We start from the raw sequence: 20,066 nt of genomic DNA, 5'->3' as shown, positions 1-20,066 counted from the left end.
GCCCCGGCTTGGGGGCGGAGCCGGCCCGGGCTCGGGAGCCCGGGCCGGGGTGCCGACCTGGCGGTCAACTCCCGGCTCAGCGGCCCTTGTTGCCGCTGACGGTCTCGGTGATGGCGCGCAGCGACTGCTGCAGCGAGCCCATGGTCGCGAGGACGGCCGTCGGCTCGTAACCGCAGTGCGCCATGCAGTTGGCGCAGCGGGGGTCCTTGCCGCGGCCGTACTTGCTCCAGTCGGTCTTCTCGACCAGTTCGCGGTAGGTCGGCACGTAGCCGTCGGCCATCAGGTAGCAGGGCCGCTGCCAGCCGAACAGCGAGTAGTTGGGGATGCCCCAGGGGGTGCACTCGAAGTCGGCCTTGCCCTCCAGGAAGTCCAGGAAGAGCGGGCTGTGGTTGAGCCGCCAGCGCCTGCGGTTGCCGCCGGCGAAGGCCTTGCGGAACAGCTCCCGGGTCTGCTCGACGCCGAGGAAGTGCTCCTGGTCGGGGGCCTTCTCGTAGGCGTAGGCGGGCGAGATCATCATCTCGTCCACCTTCAGCTCGTCGTTGAGGTAGTCCAGGACGTCGATGACGGTCTGCGGGGTGTCGGTGTTGAAGAAGGTGCTGTTGGTGGTGACCCGGAAGCCGCGCCGCTTGGCCTCCTTGATCGCCGCCACCGCCTCGTCGAAGGTGCCCTCCTTGGCCACCGACTCGTCGTGCCGCTCGCGCAGGCCGTCGATGTGCACGGCGAAGGTGAAGTACGGCGAGGGCGTGAACTTGTCCATCTTCTTGCGCATCAGCAGCGCGTTGGTGCACAGGAACACGTACTTGCGCCGCTCGACCAGCTGGCGGACGATCTCGTCGATCTGCGGGTGCATCAGCGGCTCGCCGCCGGCGATCGAGACCATCGGGGCACCGGACTCCAGGACCGCACCCACCGCCTGGGCGACGGGCATCCGCTGCTTCAGGACGCCCGCCGGGTGCTGGATCTTGCCGCAGCCCTCGCAGGCGAGGTTGCAGGCGAAGAGCGGTTCCAGTTCCACGATCAGCGGGAACTTGTCCCGTCGCTTGAGCAGTTTCTGCTGCATGAGGTAGGTGCCGACCCGCACGGTCTGGCGCAACGGCATGGCCATGGCTAGCTCGCCTCCTGGGGGAGCGTCGAGGATGTGGGGTGGTTCAGGTCTGCGGGGCGGGGCGCGAGATCCTGGCGGTACCAGTCGACCAGGGCGGGGACGGTCGCCCGCAGGGTCCGCCAGGCCCGTACCCCGGCCGGGAGGGTGCCGGGGCGCAGCAGCTCGTGTTCGGGGGTGTCGACCACCACCCGCAGGACGGCCGCGGGCAGCGCGGGCCGCACCTCCCGCAGCACGGCCAGGACGGCGGCGGCCTCCATGTCGACGGCGAGCGCGCCCTGCAGGTGCAGTGCCCGGCGCTCGATGCCGCGCACCACGTGGTCGGCGGTGTGGTGCACCCCGGTGTGCACGGTCAGGCCGCGTTGCTTCAGCGCCCGGGTGAGCTCCGGCCCGGAGCCGACCGGGTAGAGGTGCCCCTCCGGGTCGCGCACGCCGTCGGCCGCGACGACGTCGCCCGGCTGCACGCCGGGTCCGAGCGCGGCGCCGAAGCCGGCCACGACGACCGCGCCGTAGCCGCCGGGGGTGGGGCCGAGCAGCTGTCGCACGGTCAGCCCGGCGCGCCGCCGGCCGACGCCGGTGCGCACCAGCACCGGGGGTCCGCCGGTCGCGCCGCGCCAGTCGCCGCCGCGCAGGGCCCAGACCTCGGGGCCCAGGGCGCAGAGCACCAGCAGGGGGGCGGTGGTCACCGCGCCGCCCCGATCGTCGGGGTCCCGGTCGTCCGTCCGGTGCCCGGGCTGCCGTGGAGGTAGCGGCCGAGCGCGGTGACCGGGAAGACCAGTCGGTACAGGTGGTAGTTGATGGAGAAGTCCCAGGGGAAGCCGGTGCCGGTGAACTGTGGCTCGTCCCAGGTGCCCTCGGGCAGCTGGGTGCGCACCAGCCAGTCCACGCCGCGCTCCACCGCGGGGTTGGCCCGGCCGTCCGGCCCCTCGCCGGCGGCCAGCAGCGCCATCAGGGCCCACGCGGTCTGCGAGGCGGTGGAGTCGCCGCGGCCGGCCCAGCGCGCCGGGTCGTCGTAGGAGCGCATGTCCTCGCCCCAGCCGCCGTCGGTGTTCTGCCGGTCCTCCAGCCAGCGCACCGCCCGGCGGATCGCCGGGTGCTCGTCCGGGACGCCGGCCGCGACCAGCGCGGGCAGCACCGAGCCGGTGCCGTAGATGTAGTTGGTGCCCCAGCGGCCGAACCAGGAGCCGTCCGCCTCCTGGTTGCGCAGCAGCCACTCGATGCCGCGCCGGGTCCGGGGGTCGCGGGCGCGGCCGGTCTCCGCGAGCATCTCCACCACGTGGGCGGTGACGTCGGCGGACGGCGGGTCGACCACCTCGCCGAAGTCGCAGAACGGCAGCTTGTTGGGCAGCGTGCTGGTGTTGTCGACGTCGAAGGCGCCCCAGGCGCCGTTCTTGGACTGCATGCCGAGGTTCCACAGCACGCCGCGGTCCACCGCCGCGTCGACCTTGGCCGGGTCGGGGTGAGCCACCCGGCGCAGCGCCAGGACCACCTCGGCGGTGTCGTCGATGTCGGGGTAGGTGTCGTTCTCGAACTCGAAGGCCCAGCCGCCGGCGGGGAGCCCGGGCCGCTGGACGGACCAGTCGCCGCGCTTGCGGATCTCCTCGCCGAGCATCCAGTCGACGGCGGAGACCAGCGCCGGATGGTCGGCGGGGACCCCGGCGTCGACCAGTGCGATGGTGGCCAGGCAGGTGTCCCACACCGGGGACTGGCAGGCCTCCAGCCAGCGCTTGCCGTCCTCGGTGTGCACGGTGAAGCGGTCGAAGGAGGAGAGTCCGGCCTGCACCACCGGGTGCTCCAGCTCGTAGCCCTCCAGGTGCAGGGCGATCAGCGAGTAGACGGCGGGGGGCTGGATGCCGCCCCAGCAGCCGTCGGCCTCCTGCCGTTCGACGATCCAGCGGCAGGCCTGGGACACGGCCAGGCGGCGCAGCGGGCGGAAGGCCCGGCGGTGGTAGGCGTGCAGCGCCTTGTCGAGGCGTTCGAAGAGGCCGTCCCAGGTGGTGGCGGGGGCGAGCGGCCGTTCGGGGTACGGATCGTCCGGGTCGGTGTGCAGCTCGGTGAGCGGGAAGGGCGCCGGGCGGACGGGCCGGTGGGCCGAGACGACGGTCAGCGGGACGATGGTCTGGCGGGCCCAGCAGCCGAAGGCGTAGATGTTCAGCGGCAGCCACTTGGGCAGGAAGATGATCTCGGGCGGCATCTCGGGCAGGCGGTCCCAGGGCCACCAGCCGAACAGCGCGAGCCAGATCCGGGTGAACACCCGGGCGGCCGCGATGCCTCCCGCGGAGCGGACGTAGCGGGCGGCGGCCGCCATGTGCGGGGCGGTCGGGTCGTCGCCGGCCAGTCTGAGCGCGACGTAGGCCTCGACGGTGGTGGACAGTTCGGGCGGCCCGCCGTGGAAGGTGGACCAGGTGCCGTCCTCACGCTGCTGGGAGCGGATCCACTCGGCGGTGGCGTTCGTCTGTTCCTCGGTCCGGATCCCGAGGAACTGGCGGAGCAGTAAATCCTCGGCGTCCATGGTGACGTTGGTTTCCAGGTCACCCTTCCACCAGCCCTCGGAGGACTGCAGGGAGAGCAGGTGGGTGGTGGCGCGGGCCAGGGCCTCCCGCGCGTCGGCCGGTCGGAGGTCCGCCTCACCGGCCGGCCGGAGCTGGTCGGCGTCCTCGGGCTGCCACCGCCCCGTGCCCAGGAGGGCCGGGGGGCGGTCGCCCACCGCGACCGGCTCGGGATCGTACTCAGGGTCGAGCCGGCCGTCCGCGGTTGCTGTCAACGTAACGTCACCTCTCTCGTACCACCACGAATTCGGCGAGTGCGACGAAGTGCTCGCGCACCTCGTCGGACATGGGCACCTCGTCCAGGGCGGCGAGGGCAGTCGTGTGCTGGCGGCGGGCCTCCTCCTGGGTCCAGGCGCGGCCGCCGGCCTCCTCGATCAGCGCGGCCCGGGCGGCGAGCTCGGGCTCGCTCTCCTCCCCGCGTCCCTTCGGGTCGGCCAGCTGCTCGGCGAGCCGGCGCGAGGCCGGACCGCCCTCGGCCAGTGCGGCGGCGACCGGCAGGGACTTCTTGCGCTGGCGCAGGTCTCCCCAGTGCGGCTTGCCGGTGACCTCGGTGGCGCCCCAGATGCCGAGCAGGTCGTCCACCGCCTGGAAGGCCAGCCCCAGGTGGTGGCCGTAGCGCTGGAGGGAGTCGGAGACCTTGTCGTCGGCCCCGGCCAGGACGGCGCCGATCGCCGAGGCGGCGGCCAGCAGCGCCGCCGTCTTTCCGCCCTCCATCTCCAGGCACTCCGCGACGGTCACGGTGTCGCGCTGTTCGAAGGCGACGTCCCGGGCCTGGCCGTCGATCAGCCGACGGGTCGCCGTGGTGAGCAGCCGGACGGCCCGCGCGGCGTCGGTGGGGCTCGCGCCGCCCGTCACCGCGGCGTCGAGCAGCACCTCCGTGCCGAGCGTCGCCAGGGCGTCGCCGACCAGGATCGCCTGGGCCGGCCCGAAGACCGTCCAGGCGGTCGCCCGGTGCCGTCGGGTCTCGTCACCGTCCATCAGATCATCATGAAGGAGGGAGAAGTTGTGCACCAGTTCAACAGCGACCCCGCCGGGCACCCCCGCCTCGGCCGCCGCACCGGTGGCCTGCGCGGACAGCAGGGCCAGCGCCGGGCGCACGGCCTTGCCGCCGTCGCCCGTGACCGGTGTGCCGTCCCGGTCGATCCAGCCGAAGTGGTAGGCCGCGACGGTGTCCATCGGTGCGGCCAAACGGGCGACGGCGGCCCGTAGCGGCGGGGTGCAGAGCGTACGGCTGCGAGCGAGCAGCTCCGGCACCGAGACCGGTTCGGCGTGCGCCGTGCCTCCGACGGCGAAGCCGGTGCGTGACTCCACGTGCGTTCCCTCTCCCTGGTGCCCGACCGCACGGGGCGGCCGGGTGCTGTCGGTGCGGCTGGTGTCGATTCGTATGGTGCCGGTGGCGGTGACGCAGGTGCCGGAGGCCCCGGTCCGGCCGCTCCGGCCGACGGCGCCTGTTCCGCCGGTTCCGTCGCTTCCGCCGATTCCGTCGATGCGCACGACGGTACGCCCGTCGGCTCTGGCGGGCTCTCCGGCGGCGCGGCCCGCCGTCACCTGGGCCACCTCCCGTCGCCGTGGTCCACCGGCACCCTGGCGCCGGCGGCGGCGAGCGCGGCGTCGGCGGCGGCGTGGCCGCTGCGCACGGCGCCCTCCATGGTCGCGGGCCAGCCGGTGGCCGTCCACGAGCCGGCCAGCAGCAGGCCGGGCACCCCGGTGCGGGCCGACGGGCGCAGCGCTGCGCTGCCCGGAGCCGGGTCGAAGGTCGCGGTGCGCTCGCGGGTGACGAAGAAGTCGAGCACCCGGGCGCCGGCCGCGGCCGGCAGCAGCCGTTCCAGCTCGGGCAGGTAGCGGCTGCGCAGCTCTGACACCGGCAGGTCGATCTCGTCCTGCACGGCGGACTGCGAGAGCGCCAGGTACTGGGCGCCCGGGTGGGCCCGGCCGAGCTCGGTGGCGGCCAGGCCGGAGTGCGCGGTGCGGTCGAAGACCCACTGGACCGGGGAGCCGAGAGCGGCGAAGAACGGCCGGCGCAGCAGTTTGCGGTCGTAGATCACGTGCACGTTGAGGATCGGCGTGGTGCCGAACCCGGCGAGCCGTTCCTGGCCCGGGACGGCGTTCGGCGGCAGCAGGGCGGCCGCGCTGTCCTGGGCGCCGGCCAGGACGACGGTGTCGGCGGTGAGCAGCTCACCGCCCTCCAGACGGACGGCGTGCTGCAGCGCGGCCGGCTTGAGCTCGGCCACCCGGGCGCGCAGCAGCACCGTCACGCCGGCGCGCTCCAGCTCGGCCAGCGCCCGGTCGTGGTGGATCGCGCCCAGCGGGGCTGCGGCGATGCCGATGTCGGCGGCGCCGGGGTCGGACAGCAGACCGGTCTGGAACACCTTCGCCGCGAGCGCCATCGACACCTGGTCGGCCCGCCCGTTCAGGGTGGCGACGCCGACCAGGTCCCACAGGGCCGCCTGGGTGGCGGCGTTCTGCCCGTTGTCGCGCAGCCACTCGCCGAAGGAGATCCGGTCCAGCGCCGGGTCGGCGAGGTCCAGGCCCTTCAGCGCGAGCGCGCCGCGGACCACCCGGGCGCGGTCGGCCGGGGACAGGTGCGGGTAGCGGGCGAGGCTGGCGGCCAGGTGCAGCGGGACGGGCAGGCCGGCCCGCCGCAGCCGGCCGAGGGTGCGCACGGGGGCGTCGTCGGGGCCGGTGACGGAGAGCACCGGGACGTCGAGGCGGTCCTGCAGGTGGACCAGGCGGGTGGCGGCGAGCCGCTCCAGCAGGCCGCGGTAGGCGGTGCAGCAGCGCAGGTAGACGTGCTGGCCGTTGTCGACGGTGAGCTCGCCGCGCCGGAAGGAGAACGCCAGGCCGCCGAGCCGGGGGCGGCCCTCGGCGAGGGTGACCCGGTGACCGGCCTCGGCCAGGCGCAGCGCCGCGGTGATCCCGGCCAGACCGCCGCCGACCACGATGGCGGCCGGGCGCGCGGCATCGGCTCGCCCGGTCATCGGCCCTCCCCCTCGCAGTCGCTGGACCGCCGGGAGGCGGTCGCTGAAGCCGGTACTCGTTCGGTCAACACGGAACTGCCCGCACGTGATTCCCCGCTGACACAGCGTGACAGAACGGTGGCGAGAATCAAGAACGCCCCCCGGCGAGCCCGGAAAGCGCCACGTACGCCTTCTCCCAGCCCGGCAGCGAGACCCGGCCGCGCAGCACCGACTCGGGATCGGCGGCGATCCGGCCGAGCAGCCGGTGGTAGATCCCGGCCATGGCGGCGGTGCAGGCGCGGCTGCGGCGGTCGAGCATCGGCAGCAGCCGCAGGCCCTCCTCGAAGGCGGCCTGGGCACGGGCGGCCTCGAAGGCCACCAGGCCGGTGAAGTCGGCGCCGACCGGCGGCTTGGGCAGCGCGAAGCCCTGCTCGCAGCCGAACCGGACGAGGTCCTCGGTGGGCAGGTAGGTGCGGCCGTTCAGGGCGTCCTCGCGCAGGTCGCGCAGGATGTTGGTGAGCTGCAGCGCCAAGCCCAGGGTGTCCGCGTAGCGCGCCCCGAGCTCGGGGTCGTCGCAGCCGTAGACGCCCAGCGAGAGCCGGCCGATCGCCCCCGCGACGCAGCGGCAGTAGACCTTCAGCTCCTCGTACGTCTGGTACTCGGCGCCCTTGAGGTCCATCTCGACACCGTCGATCAGCTCGTCGAAGCCGCCGAGCGGGACCGGGAAGCGCCGGGCCGTGTCGGCCAGGGCGACCTTGATCGGGTCGGTGTCGTCCTCGGCGACCACCCCGGAACGGACCTCGTCCACCAGTTCCCGGGTGCGCAGCAGCGCCTCGGCCTTCCGGTCGGACGGGAGGTCGCCGTCGCCGATGTCGTCCACCCGGCGGGCCAGGGCGTACAGGGCCGACATGGCCAGCCGCTTGGGTTCGGGCAGCAGCCGGATGCCGTAGCTGAAGTTGCGCGCCTGCAGACCGGTGACTGCCTCGCAGTACCGGTACGCCGCCATGACCTGGGCCGACGCCAGTGGTGATGCCGCCACTCGGGCGTTCACCTTCCCTTCGCGAAGATGGCCGCCGCCTTCACTGCGAGGCGGCGCTTGTCCGGCTTCGCCTGCCGGGCGAGCACGTCGTACCCGGCGTCCTCCACGGCCGCCAGGGCCGCGTACCCGCCGGCGGTGAATCCCGCCAGGAGCAGTCGAAGCCTCCCCCGAACCGTACCTACCAATGGTGCGCCGTGATCGAGCAGGGTGCGGGCCCGCTCCGCCTCGAAGGCGATCAGCTCCCGCACCGCGCCGTCGGCGGAGGGGGCGGCGAGGTCGGCCTCGGTCACGCCGAAGCGTTCCATGTCCTCGGCGGGGAGGTAGATCCGGCCGTGGCGCAGGTCCTCGGCCACGTCCTGCAGGTGTTCGACCACCTGGAGGGCGCTGCAGACGGCGTCGGAGAGTTCGATCCGCTCGGGGGTGGAGACGCCCGCGATGGCCAGGACGAGGCGGCCGACGGGGTCGGCGGAGAGGGTGCAGTAGCCGATCAGGTCGTCGTACGTGGCGTAGCGGGCGGTGGTCTGGTCCACCCGGTTGGCCTCGATCAGACGGCGGAACGGCTCGGGGGTCAGGCCGTGCCGGTCGACCAGCGGGACGAGGGCCCGCATCAGCGGGTGGCGGGGGGTCTCGGCGCCGGAGGGGTGCAGCGCCTTCTCGAAGACCCGGTCGAGGTCGTGCTCCAGCCCGTCGAGCAGGGCGAGGCGGAAGGCGACCTCGTGCGCGGTCGGCGGGCCGGACTGCTCCGAAGGGGTGACCGGGGGCATCCGCTCGACCCCGAGCACGCGGGCGGTGGCGGCCGGGTCGGCCAGGTCGCCGTCGCCGGCGTCGTCGACGAGGCGGGCGAAGCCGTACACCGCCATCAGGTCGTCGCGCCAGGCCGCGGGCAGGAAGAACGGGGCGACCGGGAAGTTCTCGGCCCCCGCCTTCTCCAGGGTCTGACCTGCGGAACGGTTCACCGGCGTATCACTGGGCTGGGCCGAAGCCGACACTGCTGTCACTCCCCCGTTCTACACCGCTGGGTACCACCGGCCCGACTCGGACACGCGTCCGAGCGCGGGCGTCACGTACGGCACAGCGCCCCCGCGACTACCAGCCTGACACCCCGGGGCGCGCCGGAGAAGAGCGCCCCGCCCGCGGACCGGGGCGCTCACCCCCGCGGCGGCGGCCACCCGGGGCACCGGCGGGGCACGCCGCAGGGCCGGTCCCGGAGGTTCCGGAACCGGCCCTGGTGGCGGGGGGTGGCTCAGCCGGGCACCGCGGGGCGCACGGTGCTACGGGCGCTCGCCGCGCTCGTAGCGGCCGACGACCTCGTCGGTCGGGCCGTCCATGATCAGCTCGCCGGCCTCGATCCAGATGGTCCGCTCGCAGACCTCGCGGATCGAGTTGTTGTCGTGGCTGACCAGGAAGACCGTACCGGCGGACCCGCGCAGCTCGTCGATGCGCCGCTTGCTGCGCTGCTGGAAGGCCTGGTCACCGGTGGCCAGGGCCTCGTCGATCAGCAGCACGTCGTGGGTCTTCGCCGCGGCGATCGAGAAGCGCAGGCGGGCGCCCATGCCGGACGAGTAGGTGCGCATCGGCAGGGAGATGAAGTCGCCCTTGTCGTTGATGCCGGAGAACTCGACGATGTCCTGGTAGCGCGCCCGGACGTCGGCCGGGGACATCCCCATCGCCAGGCAGCCCAGGACGACGTTGCGCTCGCCGGTGAGCTCGTTCATCAGCGCGGCGTTGACGCCCAGCAGCGAGGGCTGGCCGTTGGTGTAGATGCCGCCCTTCTCGGTCGGCAGCAGGCCCGCGATGGCGGCCAGCATGGTCGACTTGCCGGAGCCGTTGGAGCCGATCAGGCCGATCGCCTCACCCTTGTACGCGGTGAAGCTGATGCCCTTGACCGCGTGCACCTCGCGCACGCCGGCGGCGCGCCTGCGGCTGAGGATGCGGCTCAGGGCCGAGGTGGCACTGCCCTTGCCGGAGCCGGCGCCGTGCACCCGGTAGACGATGTGCACGTCGTCGACGACGACGGTGGGCTCGCGGGCCACGTCCGTGTCCAGGACGTTGTCGTTCTTGCTCAGGTCGACGTCAGCCACGGCCGTACTCCTCCTCGGCCTTCCAGAAGAAGACGTATCCGATGACGAACATCCCGACGCCCCAGGCGAGGCCGTACACCCACTGGTGCGGCGGCAGGGACTGGTGGGGGTTCTGGTGCGGGTTGTAGATGACCGGCGCGAAGGCGTGCCGCAGCAGGTCCATGTAGACCGAGGCCGGGTTGATGTTGCAGATCACCTGGATGTAGTGCGGCCACTTGTGGACGCGGTCCTGGATGCTGAACATCACGCCGGACAGGAACATCCACGCGCGCATCACGAACGGGATCAGCTGGGAGATGTCGCTGGTCTTGGCGCCGATCCGGGCCATGATCAGGGAGATGCCGGTGTTGAACAGGGTCTGCAGGATCAGCGCCGGGACGATCAGCAGCCAGGTCCTGCCCGGGGCGATGCCGCTGGCCAGGACGGTCACGACCAGGACGACCATCGAGATCAGCAGCTGCTGGAGCTGGATCACGGTGAAGGCGATCGGCAGGCTGGCACGGGGGAAGTGCAGGGCCCGGATCAGGCCGAGGTTGTCCGAGATCGCCCGGGTGCCGGACTGCACCGCGTTCTGGGTGAACTGGAACACGAACACGCCGATGCAGAGCCAGGCGATGTAGGTGCCCGGCGGGAAGCCGTCCTTGCTCGACAGGATCACGCCGAAGACCAGGTAGAAGACCGCGCAGTTGAGCAGCGGGGTCACGACCTGCCACAGCTGGCCGAGCTTGGCGTCGGTGTACTGGGCCACCAGGCGGGCGGTGGCGAAGGCCCAGATGAAGTGGCGCCGGGCCCAGAGCTGCTTGGTGTAGGCGAACAGACCCGGCCGGGCGCCGCTCACCGACAGACCGTACTTGTCCGCAAGCTGCTTGGGGGTCAGGCCCGCGTCCACCCCCCTGGGGGTCGAGAGGCTGACGGGTTCACTCACTGTCGACACATTCGTCCTTCACGCGGGGATCGGTCGGGGCGGCCGGTCGGCGGGGGTCCGCCGGCGGCGCCGATGGGGATCCACTGGATCTCGGGGGAGCCGGCCGGTGTGTGGCCACCGGCCGCAGCGATCGATCATTCGATCAGATCAGATCAGATGATCGGTGGTCGGCCCAGCCTGGTCAGTTGCCAAACGGTACGCCATCGCATGGGCCGTCGCGGACCGCAGGGTTCGCGCCAGCCCGCCCGGAATCCGCCCCACCAGGCCTTCAGCGCCTCGGGGGAGGGGCGGCGAGCCAGGGTGAGCAGAAACCAGGTTCCCAGATAGAGAGGCACCAACAGGGCCGGAAGGTTCCGCCTCGCGAGCCAAACCCGGTTTCGGGCCACGTTGTGGAAGTAGGTGGCGTGCCGGGCCGGGGAGGTCGTGGGGTGGTGCAGCACCACGTCCGCCCGGTAGTCGATGGCCCAGCCGGCGTCCGCCGCGCGCCACGCGAGGTCGGTCTCCTCGTGGGCGTAGAAGAAGTCGGCGGGCAGCTGGCCGGCCTCCTCGAACACCTTGCAGCGCACGGCGCTCGCGCCGCCCAGGAAGGTGGTCACCCGGGAGGAGCGCAGCGGGTCGCTGGCGCGCAGCCGGGGGACGTGCCGCCGCTGGGTGACCCCGGTGTCCGGGTCGGCGATCCGGAAGGACACGATGCCCAGCTCCGGGTCGGCGGCGAAGGCCTCGCGCAGCAGCCGGGCGGAGTCGGTGCGCGGCAGGTGGCCGTCGTCGTCCAGGAAGAGGACGGCGTCCACGTCCTCGCCGTCCCGGCCGAACAGCTCGATACCGACGTTGCGACCGCCCGGGATGCCGAGGTTCTCCGGCAGCTCGACGGTGCGCACGCCCTCCGGCAGCGGGGGCAGCGGGGCGCCGTTGGCGACCACGGCCAGCTCGACCGTGGGACCCTCCTGGGCGCGGACGGACTCGATCAGGGCGTTGAGCTCGGCGGGCCGGTTGCCCATCGTGATGATCACGGCGCCGAGGCGGAAGCTCTCCGCGGTGGTCGGGCCGGTCATCGCAGCCTGCTCGACAGGACGATGCTCAGCAGGTGCAGCACGGTCTGCAGCATGGCGATCGCCGCCAGGACGACCACCGCGAGCCGGGTGAAGAAGAGCCCGCCGTGCACGGCGTCGGCGATCCCGGCCGCGAGGATGAACAGCGAGGCCTCGACCGCACCGACCAGGCGGTGGAACTTCAGGAGGGAGGCCGCCTTGCGCGCCTTGGCGACGGTGGCCGAGCGCGGCACCGAGGCGCTGTCCTCGACGGCCGTCAGGCCGCTGCGGGCCCGGGCCACGTCCACCAGGTCCGTCTCGGACTTGATCAGGATGGCACCGAGCGCGGCCAGCGTGCCCAGGAAGGCCCACTCCCAGTGGGAGCCGCCGCCCTCGCGGTGCAGCAGGTCGGTGGCGCGCAGGCCGAGGCCGGTCAGCAGGGCCGCCTCGGACATGTAGTGGCCGACCCGGTCCAGGTAGACGCCGGTCAGCGAGGTCTGCCGGCGCCAGCGGGCCACCTCGCCGTCCACGCAGTCCAGCAGCAGGTAGACCTGGATCAGCAGGGCGCCCAGGACCGCGCCCGCGATGCCCGGCACGACCAGCGCGAGGCCGGCCAGGATGCCGGTGAACATCATCAGGTAGGTCAGGCCGTTGGGCGTGATCGCCGTCATGGTGGAGAGCACACGGGTGATCCGCAGCGAGATCTTCCGCATGTACAGGCGCCCGGCCCAGTGCTCGGCGCTGCGGCGCTGGAGCATGCCCTCCGGGTGGATCACCGCGCGCAGCTCCTCGATGGAGGGCCGGCGGGTCAGGTCCACCGGGGGCCGTTCGGCGCCCGCGGTGGAGGGGTCAGCTGTTGACGGCTTGGACATAGTCGGCGTACGCGTCCCTGATTGCGGAAGGGGAGAGGTCGAGGTGTTCAAGGATGGTGAAGCGCCCCGGTCGGGTGTTCGGAGCGTAGTGCACCGCTTCGGTGAACTCCGCCTCGGTGAAGCCGATCTGAGCTGCGGTCACCGGCAGTCCGTGGCTCGCCAGGCGCTCCACGATCAGACCGGTCAGCTCGTGCTCGCCCCGCAGGAAGCTGGCGAACGCGGCGCCGAGGCCGACCTGCTCGCCGTGCTGGGCGGACCGCTTGGGGAACAGCACGTCCAGGGCGTGCGAGATCTCGTGGCAGGCGCCCGACGAGGGCCGGGTGCTGCCCGCGATGTTCATCGCGATGCCGGACAGTACCAGGGCTTCGGCGAGCGCTGTCAGGAGGTCCTGATCCTGAGTGTTTCCTGGGTGCCGCAGCAGGTTCTCGCCCGCCGAGCGGGCCATCGCGACGGCCAGTCCGTCCACCGGCTCGCCGGTGACCGCGTGCGACAACTCCCAGTCGGCGCAGGCCGAGATGTTGGAGACGACGTCCCCGATGCCGGCCGCCACGAAGCGCGGCGGGGCCTGCCGGATCACGTCCAGGTCGACGATGATGCCGATCGGGCTGGGCACCCCGTAGGAGCCGCGGCCGGCGTCGTTGTCGAGGGTGGAGACCGGCGAGCAGATGCCGTCGTGGGCCAGGTTGGTGGCGACCGCGACCAGCGGCAGCCCGACCCGGGCGGCGGCGTACTTGGCGGCGTCGATGATCTTGCCGCCGCCGAGGCCGACGATCGCGTCGTAGTGCCCGCCGCGCATCTCCTCGGCGAAGCGCACCGCGCTGTCCAGGCTGCCGTCGTCCACGTTGTACCAGTCGGCGCCCGGCAGGGCCGGCTCCAGGCGCGCGCGCATGGCGGCGCCGGAGCCGTTGCTGATCGCCACCGCGATCCGGCCCGACGCCGACAGCCGCTGGTCCGCGAGGATCCCGCCGAGCGCGTCCAGCGCGCCCGAGCGGATCTCCACGAACAGCGGCGACGGGACCAGTCGCGTCAGTACCGGCACGCGATCTCCCGCGCCTTCGCCAGGTCGTCGTGGTTGTCGACCTCGACCCAGGAGACCTCGCCGATCGGCTGCACGTCGATCCGCAGGCCGCGGTCGACCATCTCCTGGTAGCCGTCCTCGTAGTACAGCTGCGGGTCGCGCTCGTAGGTGGCGCGCAGCGCGTCGGTGAGGTCGGCGGCGGCGGACGGGTTGATCACGGTGACGCCGATGTACTCGCCGCTCGCCTCGGAGGGGTCCATCAGCTTGGTGATGCGGCGCATCCCGGCGGCCGGGTCGACGACGACCTTCATCTCCTCGTCGGCGAGCTTCTTCACCGTGTCGAGGGCGAGCAGGATGCCGGGGGCGGCACCGTCGTCGAGGAGGCGCCGGTTGCCCTCCAGCATGGTGCGCTGGACGGAGGCGGGGTGGACGGTGTCGCCGTTGGCCAGCAGCAGGCCCTCGCCGAACAGCTCGCGGGCGCACCAGAGCGAGTACGCGTTGTTCCACTCCTCGGCCTTGTCGTTCTCGACCAGGTGGAGCTTGACGCCGTACTTGCTCTCCAGGGCGTCCTTGCGGTCGTACACCGCCTCCTTGCGGTAGCCGACGACGATCGCGGCCTCGCGCAGTCCGACCTCGGCGAAGTTGCCGAGGGTGAGGTCCAGGACGGTCCGCTCCCCGTCGACCGGCACCAGCGCCTTGGGCAGGGTGTCGGTGTACGGGCGCAGCCGGCGGCCGGCGCCGGCTGCCAGAACGAGGCCGATCATGCGGGGTCTCCTGATCCGTCGTGCTGTGCGCGCGGGCCGTGCCGAGGGGAGGCGGCGCCGCTTCGCCGGACCGGTGTGCGACCCGGCCGGGCAGCGGCGCGCCGGTACCGGCACAGATCCGGGCACCGTGTCGTATGTGATGGTAGGCGACGTGGACGACCGGCCCGAACGCGCCCGGAGACGGGACGGTGACGGAGGGGTGACCGGGGGACGGCGCCGGGGAGCGGGCCGACGTCCGGGCCCGGCCGGGCCCGCGGGCTCGAACGCCCCCCGAACGCACGTCGAACGATTCTGCGACGATCGTGACCCTTACGAGGGCTTCCGCGACCCTTCTCTGCTCGAATTCCTTCTCCTCCGGGTCATGATCCGCCCGGTTGTGCGTGGGACCCCTACCCGGTGCCACCCATACGGCAGACTGGAGCCCGACGCCGGCGCCGGTGCCCCCGCTGCGTCCGCCGTGCGCCACCCGGTGCGCCGGACGCACCCGATGCTCCCGTTGCTCCCGCCCCCGGAAAGAGGCCCCATGCCCCAGAGTCTGCCGACCGAGCCGACCCATTTCGACGCCGAGGTCGACACCGGTCTCGACGTGGAGACCGATGTGTCGGCCGACCCCCGGACCGCCCCGGCCGCTACCGAGATCCTGTTGGAACTGGTCGACGACGAGGGCGTGACGATCGGCACCGCCGAGAAGCACTGGGCCCACCAGCAGCCGGGCCGCCTGCACCGCGCCTTCTCGGTTTTCCTCTTCGACCGCCAGGGCCGCCTGCTGCTCCAGCGCCGGGCGCTGGGCAAGTACCACTCCCCCGGCGTCTGGTCGAACACCTGCTGCGGCCACCCGTACCCGGACGAGCCGCCCTTCGTCGCCGCCGCCCGGCGCACCGCGGAGGAGCTGGGAGTCGCACCGGCGCTGCTCTGCGAGGCCGGCACCGTCCGCTACGACCTGCCGGACGAGGCCTCCGGGCTGATCGAGCGGGAGTGGAACCACCTCTTCGTGGGACTGGTCACCGCTCCGGTCCGGCCGAACCCGGACGAGGTGGACGACTTCGCCTTCGTGACGGCGCAGGAGCTGCGGGAGCTGCGGGACGAGCGGCCCTTCTCGGTCTGGTTCGAGACCGTCTTCGAGGCTGCGCTGCCCGGGATCCGGGAGATCGCCGGACGGGACTGGTAGGCGCTCCGGTCGCCTCGCCCGCCCCGGCGGGCCGGTCAGCGGTCGGACTCCGGGGGGACGGGCAGCGAGGCCCAGATGACCTTGCCGCCCTCCCCGGTCCGCTCGACGTCGCACACCCCGCCCGCCTGCAGCGTGACGCTCTTCACCAGCAGCAGGCCGCGACCGCCGGTGCGTCCGGTGTCGTTCTCCAGCGCCTTCGGCCGGTACGGATCGCCGTCCTCGACCGACACCCGCACCCAGCCGCCGCGCACCGACAGCTCCGTGACCACCTCGGGCGAGAGTTCGGCCGCGTGCGTCACCGCGTTGCTCACCAGCTCCGAGACGATCAGCAGCAGGTCGTCCACCAGCTCCTGGTAGCGCACCCCGGCCATGCCCTGGGCCAGCAGGCGGTCGCGCACCGCGTGCCTGGTGCGCGGCACCGAGGCCTCGGCGGCGGGCACCGGGAATCGCCACACCCCCTCGACGGGGCCGCGCGCCGGACCGCCGGGCGCCGCGACGGCGTCGCCCTGCCCCTCCCCCGGCCTGCCGCGTCTCGGTTCGGCCTCCGCCGTCCCGCTGATCTGCTCCACGTCCAGCCGCCCTTCGTCCGCGACCCGGGAATCAGGCGATCCGCTCATGGCGCCCTCGGTCCACAGAGGCTAGGAGAGCGGTCGCGACGGCTGCGGCACCGTCGACAACTTGCCCGTGTCGGACCGCTTCCGGCCGGAACCGATCGCGGGCGACACCGGAGTCGACCGGTTCCTTCGCGGTCGCCATCGCTTCGGGCCCGGTTCGAGCGTGTTCGCCAGCCGTACCAACGTGTGCGCCGGAGCCGCCGGGGGCCCGGGGCGGCTCCGGCGGCCCCGGGGGCGCGGGCCGGAGGAAGCGCAGGTGAGAAGCACTCCAGAACCCTGGTAATGTTCTCTCTGTCGCCGAGGGGGCGAGAGAAAAACCCCCGGAGCACACACCCCGTCCGGGTGGCGGAATGGCAGACGCGCTAGCTTGAGGTGCTAGTGCCCTTTATCGGGCGTGGGGGTTCAAGTCCCCCCTCGGACACAGCCGAATTCCCCGTGGGATCCGAAAGGAACCCACGGGGAATTTCCTTTTTCCCCGCCGACTCCCCGGCCGGCCCCGACCGCCACCCCCGTGGCGGCATGGCGCCGGCCTCTTCGCGGGGCCCGCCGGTCCGGAAACCGGACACGAGATGGCAACGATCGAACGGTTTGAGCTTCCTCTGAGGTATTCGCCCGTTTTTGGACCATAAGCTGCTGTGCGTTTGTCCGGAATACCGACTCAAAACAGCAAAAACACCGACACCACCCGATGAACCCCGAGCGAAAGGACCGATACGTTGAGTGAGCCCGATTCCTCGACGGCGTCTCACCAGAACTACCGCCGATCGCTCGGCACCATCAGCCTGACCGCGGTCGGGCTGGGGTCGATCATCGGATCCGGGTGGTTGTTCGGTGCCGAGCGGGCCGCCAAGCTCGCCGGGCCGGCCTCGATCCTCGCCTGGGTGATCGGTGCCGCGGTGGCGCTGACCATCGCCCTCACCTACAGCGAGCTGGGCTCGATGTTCCCCAAGGCCGGCGGCATGGTCCGGTACGGCCAGTACTCGCACGGCTCGCTGGCCGGCTACCTGGCGGCCTGGGCCAACTGGATCGCCATCGTCTCGGTCATCCCCGGTGAGGCCACCGCCTCCGTGCAGTACATGAGCTCCTGGCACTTCGGCTGGGCCAAGGGGCTCTTCAACGGTCAGGAGCTCACCCTCAGCGGTGTGGCGCTCGCCAGCGTGCTGCTGCTCGTCTACTTCGCCCTCAACTGGTTCGCGATCACGCTGTTCGCCAAGACCAACACGGCGATCACCGTCTTCAAGGTCGTCGTGCCGACGCTCACCGCCGGTGCGCTGCTGCTCGCGCACTTCGACACCGCGCACTTCACCGACCACGGCGGCTTCGCGCCGAACGGCTGGAGCGCGGTCTTCACCGCCGTCGCGGTCTCCGGCATCGTCTGGGCCTTCAACGGCTTCCAGTCGCCGCTGAACCTGGCCGGCGAGGCCAAGAACCCCGGCAAGTCGCTGCCCAAGGCCGTCATCGGCTCGATCCTGATCGCCCTGGTGATCTACGTCGCGCTGCAGATCGCCTTCCTCGGCGCCATCCCGGCCGCCGACCTCTCGGGCGGCTGGAGCAGCCTCTCCTACACCTCGCCGCTGGCCGACCTGGCCATCGCCTGGGGCATCAACTGGCTGGCGATCCTGCTCTACGCGGACGCCTTCGTCTCGCCCTCCGGCACCGGCATGATCTACGCCGCCACCACCTCGCGCATGATCCACGGCGTGCAGGAGAACGGCCACCTGCCGAAGCTCTTCGGCAAGGTCGACGCCAAGACCGGCATCCCGCGCCCGGCGCTGGTGCTCAACCTGGTCGTCGCCTTCCTGTTCCTCGCGGTCTTCCGCGGCTGGGGCTCGCTGGCCGAGATCGTCTCGGTGGCCACCGTGATCTCGTACATCACCGGCCCGGTCGCCGTGATGGCCCTGCGCCGCCTCGCCCCGGACCTGCCGCGCCCGGTGCGGCTGCGCGCCATGCCGGTCATCGCCCCGGTCGCGATGGTCTTCGGCTCGCTGGTGCTGTACTGGGCCCGCTGGCCGCTCACCGGCAAGGTCATCCTGCTGATGGCCGCCGGCCTGCCGATCTGGGCCTGGTACGAGCTGCGCAAGCCGTTCGCCGAGCTGAAGCCGCACCTCCTGGCCGGCGCCTGGATGGTCGCCTACCTGTTCGTGATGGCCGGAGTCTCCTGGGCCGGCAGCACCGACTTCGGCGGGCAGGGCTACCTGCCCGCGGGCTGGGACCTGCTGATCGTGGCCGCGATCGGGCTGGCGTTCTACTACTGGGGCGTCGCCAGCGCCTGGGCCAACCCCTCGCTGGCCACCGTCCGCCAGGAGATGGCGGACGACCAGGCCGCCCAGGACGCCCAGGCTCCCGTCGAGGCGGGCGAGCCCTCGCGGGTCTGAGCCACCGCAGCGCGTGACGTGCCGAAGGGCCGGTCGGATGTTCCGACCGGCCCTTCGGCGTCTTCGGAGCCGTACGACGGGGGAGCTGTGCGCCTTCCGGGACCGCACGGCTGCCTTCGTCGTCCTCAGCGTCGTCCTCGTGTCGACCTCGTGTCGTCCTCGTGTCGACCTCGGTGTCGTCCTCGGTGTCGTCCGAGGGGGCTCGCGCCCCGGTCAGCCGCGGCGGGCCCGGCGGATCGCGGAGGTGACGACCGGCGGCAGGAGGTCCCGGGCGGCGCGCTTGGCGACGTTGACGGGGCGGCGTGCCTCGGCGGCCCGGGCTCGTCTGGCGGCCAGGTCGACGGCGGCCTCGTCGTGGGCCGACCGGAGCGCCCGGCGGGCCTCGACCGCGGACTGGTCGGCCTCGCGCCGGGCGGCCTCGGCGGCCAGTCGCTCCCGGTGGCGGGAGCCGCGGAAGCGGTCGATGCCCTCCGAGTCACCGGTCATGCGCAGCACCTGGCGGCCGTTGACGGTCTCGGCGCTCAGCTGACAGCCGACCGCGAGGTCGACCCGCTCCAGCAGCTCGCGCTGGAACGGCTCCACGTCCCCCCAGGTGCCGTAGAACTTGCACTCGGTGAGCAGGATCGGCTTCAGCCCGTGGTTGAACACGGCCTCCCAGGTCGCGGCCGCCACGCCCGGGGTGTGCTGGGAACGGTAGTCGTCCAGCACGACGACGCCCTGCTCCTGCAGCGCGACCCGGGCGACCTGGAGGTCCCCCACGACGTGCTCGTACAGGTGGGAGGCGTCGATGTGGATGAAGCGGAACGCGCCGACGGGAATGTGGCCGCGGGACAGGACGGAGGTCGGCGCCTGGATGATCTCCGGCAGCTCGTCGTGGAAGGCGAGGTAGTTGCGCTCGAAGGCCTCGCGGGTCAGCGTCTTCCGGTAGGACAGGTCCATCTCGGCCGCGTTCTCCTCGTCGGGCGCGTCCGAGTCGAAGAGGTCGCAGACGGTGAACGTCTCGCCGGGCTGGAGGTGCTCGCCGATCACGATCGCGCTGCGGCCGAGGTAGGCCCCCATCTCCAGCAGATCGCCGGTGACACCGGCCTTCTCCTGACGCCCCAGGAACCAGTCGAAGGAATGCCGGTCGTGGTCCCAGAACCACCCCGGGACGTCATCCAGGCTCGCCGGCTCGGCGGCCTGCTGCGACTCGCCCGGGAACGCGGCGTCGGTCATGGAAGCTCCTTCGGGGCACGGGTGGACCTGTGGATCTCTAACCGGACCTCAGCGGAAGCAGGAGTTCCGGGCCGGTCGCAGAATGCGCCGACCCGACCGTACGCGCAGGCACGTCGAAGCGTCGTCAGCTTTAAACCCCCGCCGCTGAGTTCACTGCAATGTACCTGCGTGCCGACCACCGTGTGGAGGTCTTGGCGAGGGGAGTTTCCGGAACCGTCACGGAACCGCCGGAGGGTGAACACGGCGCATCCCGAGCGTGGATCCAGTATGTCCCGTTCGGGGCCCGCGGGGCACCGTCCCAGCGGATGATCTTCGTTCCGATTACCGCGCCTAGCGTTGGGGCCGGGCGGCCCTCGACA

Annotated in this window: 17 protein-coding genes and 1 tRNA gene; 3 read left to right on the top strand and 15 right to left on the bottom strand. The window is 72.4% G+C overall.

Annotated elements, in window-relative coordinates; translation table 11 throughout:
* Positions 1–76 precede the first annotated feature (76 nt).
* The 13 genes from hpnH to ABT048_RS27615 all read right to left on the bottom strand — a co-directional run bounded on the left by hpnH (position 77) and on the right by ABT048_RS27615 (position 14,335).
* Entirely contained in the window at positions 77–1,105 is a 1,029-nt protein-coding gene (hpnH, locus tag ABT048_RS27675; RefSeq protein WP_350524228.1) for an adenosyl-hopene transferase HpnH, read from the bottom strand.
* A gap of 2 nt (positions 1,106–1,107) precedes the next feature.
* Positions 1,108–1,788: a 5'-methylthioadenosine/S-adenosylhomocysteine nucleosidase family protein gene (locus ABT048_RS27670; protein WP_350524227.1), complete on the bottom strand. Its 681-nt coding sequence runs from the start codon at positions 1,786–1,788 to the stop codon at positions 1,108–1,110.
* A complete protein-coding gene (gene shc, locus ABT048_RS27665) occupies positions 1,785–3,866 on the bottom strand; it encodes a squalene--hopene cyclase (RefSeq protein ID WP_396553412.1) in 2,082 nt (693 codons plus the stop codon). Before shc ends, ABT048_RS27670 begins: the two co-directional genes overlap by 4 nt.
* 7 nt (positions 3,867–3,873) lie before the next feature.
* Positions 3,874–4,962 carry a polyprenyl synthetase family protein gene (locus ABT048_RS27660; RefSeq protein ID WP_396553413.1) on the bottom strand — a complete coding sequence of 363 codons (1,089 nt, stop codon included), beginning with the start codon at positions 4,960–4,962 and terminating at the stop codon, positions 3,874–3,876.
* A gap of 233 nt (positions 4,963–5,195) precedes the next feature.
* Entirely contained in the window at positions 5,196–6,629 is a 1,434-nt protein-coding gene (hpnE, locus tag ABT048_RS27655; RefSeq protein WP_350524226.1) for a hydroxysqualene dehydroxylase HpnE, read from the bottom strand.
* A 127-nt stretch (positions 6,630–6,756) separates the two neighbouring features.
* Positions 6,757–7,614: a presqualene diphosphate synthase HpnD gene (gene hpnD, locus ABT048_RS27650; RefSeq protein ID WP_350524277.1), complete on the bottom strand. Its 858-nt coding sequence runs from the start codon at positions 7,612–7,614 to the stop codon at positions 6,757–6,759.
* Between the two features lie 41 nt (positions 7,615–7,655).
* On the bottom strand, positions 7,656–8,603 hold the full coding sequence (gene hpnC, locus ABT048_RS27645) for a squalene synthase HpnC (RefSeq protein ID WP_350524225.1): 948 nt from the start codon (positions 8,601–8,603) through the stop codon (positions 7,656–7,658).
* Positions 8,604–8,918: 315 nt separating this feature from the next.
* Positions 8,919–9,728, bottom strand: coding sequence for an ABC transporter ATP-binding protein (locus tag ABT048_RS27640; protein WP_350524224.1), 810 nt, complete (start codon positions 9,726–9,728; stop codon positions 8,919–8,921).
* Positions 9,721–10,662, bottom strand: coding sequence for an ABC transporter permease (locus ABT048_RS27635; RefSeq protein ID WP_350524223.1), 942 nt, complete (start codon positions 10,660–10,662; stop codon positions 9,721–9,723). Before ABT048_RS27635 ends, ABT048_RS27640 begins: the two co-directional genes overlap by 8 nt.
* 143 nt (positions 10,663–10,805) lie before the next feature.
* Positions 10,806–11,705 carry a glycosyltransferase family 2 protein gene (locus tag ABT048_RS27630; RefSeq protein ID WP_350524222.1) on the bottom strand — a complete coding sequence of 300 codons (900 nt, stop codon included), beginning with the start codon at positions 11,703–11,705 and terminating at the stop codon, positions 10,806–10,808.
* Positions 11,702–12,439, bottom strand: a complete 738-nt coding sequence (locus ABT048_RS27625; protein WP_350524276.1) for a CDP-alcohol phosphatidyltransferase family protein — start codon at positions 12,437–12,439, stop codon at positions 11,702–11,704. The genes ABT048_RS27630 and ABT048_RS27625 overlap by 4 nt, the downstream gene beginning before the upstream one ends.
* 91 nt (positions 12,440–12,530) lie before the next feature.
* On the bottom strand, positions 12,531–13,592 hold the full coding sequence (locus ABT048_RS27620; protein ID WP_350524221.1) for an iron-containing alcohol dehydrogenase family protein: 1,062 nt from the start codon (positions 13,590–13,592) through the stop codon (positions 12,531–12,533).
* Positions 13,580–14,335 (bottom strand): phosphocholine cytidylyltransferase family protein, encoded by a 756-nt coding sequence (locus ABT048_RS27615; protein ID WP_350524220.1) that lies wholly within the window; start codon positions 14,333–14,335, stop codon positions 13,580–13,582. Before ABT048_RS27615 ends, ABT048_RS27620 begins: the two co-directional genes overlap by 13 nt.
* A gap of 523 nt (positions 14,336–14,858) precedes the next feature.
* Between ABT048_RS27615 and idi the strand changes: the two genes are divergently transcribed.
* Positions 14,859–15,503, top strand: coding sequence for an isopentenyl-diphosphate Delta-isomerase (idi, locus tag ABT048_RS27610; protein WP_350524219.1), 645 nt, complete (start codon positions 14,859–14,861; stop codon positions 15,501–15,503).
* A gap of 35 nt (positions 15,504–15,538) precedes the next feature.
* On the opposite strand, the gene ABT048_RS27605 is transcribed toward idi, so the two are convergent.
* Positions 15,539–16,120 (bottom strand): ATP-binding protein, encoded by a 582-nt coding sequence (locus ABT048_RS27605; protein ID WP_350524218.1) that lies wholly within the window; start codon positions 16,118–16,120, stop codon positions 15,539–15,541.
* A gap of 333 nt (positions 16,121–16,453) precedes the next feature.
* Between ABT048_RS27605 and ABT048_RS27600 the strand changes: the two genes are divergently transcribed.
* Both ABT048_RS27600 and ABT048_RS27595 read left to right on the top strand, forming a co-directional pair.
* Positions 16,454–16,538 (top strand) — tRNA-Leu (locus ABT048_RS27600).
* Between the two features lie 295 nt (positions 16,539–16,833).
* Positions 16,834–18,492 (top strand): APC family permease, encoded by a 1,659-nt coding sequence (locus ABT048_RS27595; protein ID WP_350524217.1) that lies wholly within the window; start codon positions 16,834–16,836, stop codon positions 18,490–18,492.
* 213 nt (positions 18,493–18,705) lie between these two features.
* Here ABT048_RS27595 and ABT048_RS27590 read toward each other — a convergent pair whose 3' ends face one another.
* Positions 18,706–19,707 carry a class I SAM-dependent methyltransferase gene (locus ABT048_RS27590; protein ID WP_350524216.1) on the bottom strand — a complete coding sequence of 334 codons (1,002 nt, stop codon included), beginning with the start codon at positions 19,705–19,707 and terminating at the stop codon, positions 18,706–18,708.
* Positions 19,708–20,066: the final 359 nt, after the last annotated feature.

It is taken from the genome of Kitasatospora sp. NPDC096140 (genome assembly GCF_040303045.1).
In the GTDB taxonomy this organism is placed as follows: Bacteria; Actinomycetota; Actinomycetes; order Streptomycetales; family Streptomycetaceae; genus Kitasatospora.
Note: the sequence above shows the minus strand (reverse complement) of the source record. Positions and strands in the feature narration are given on the sequence as shown.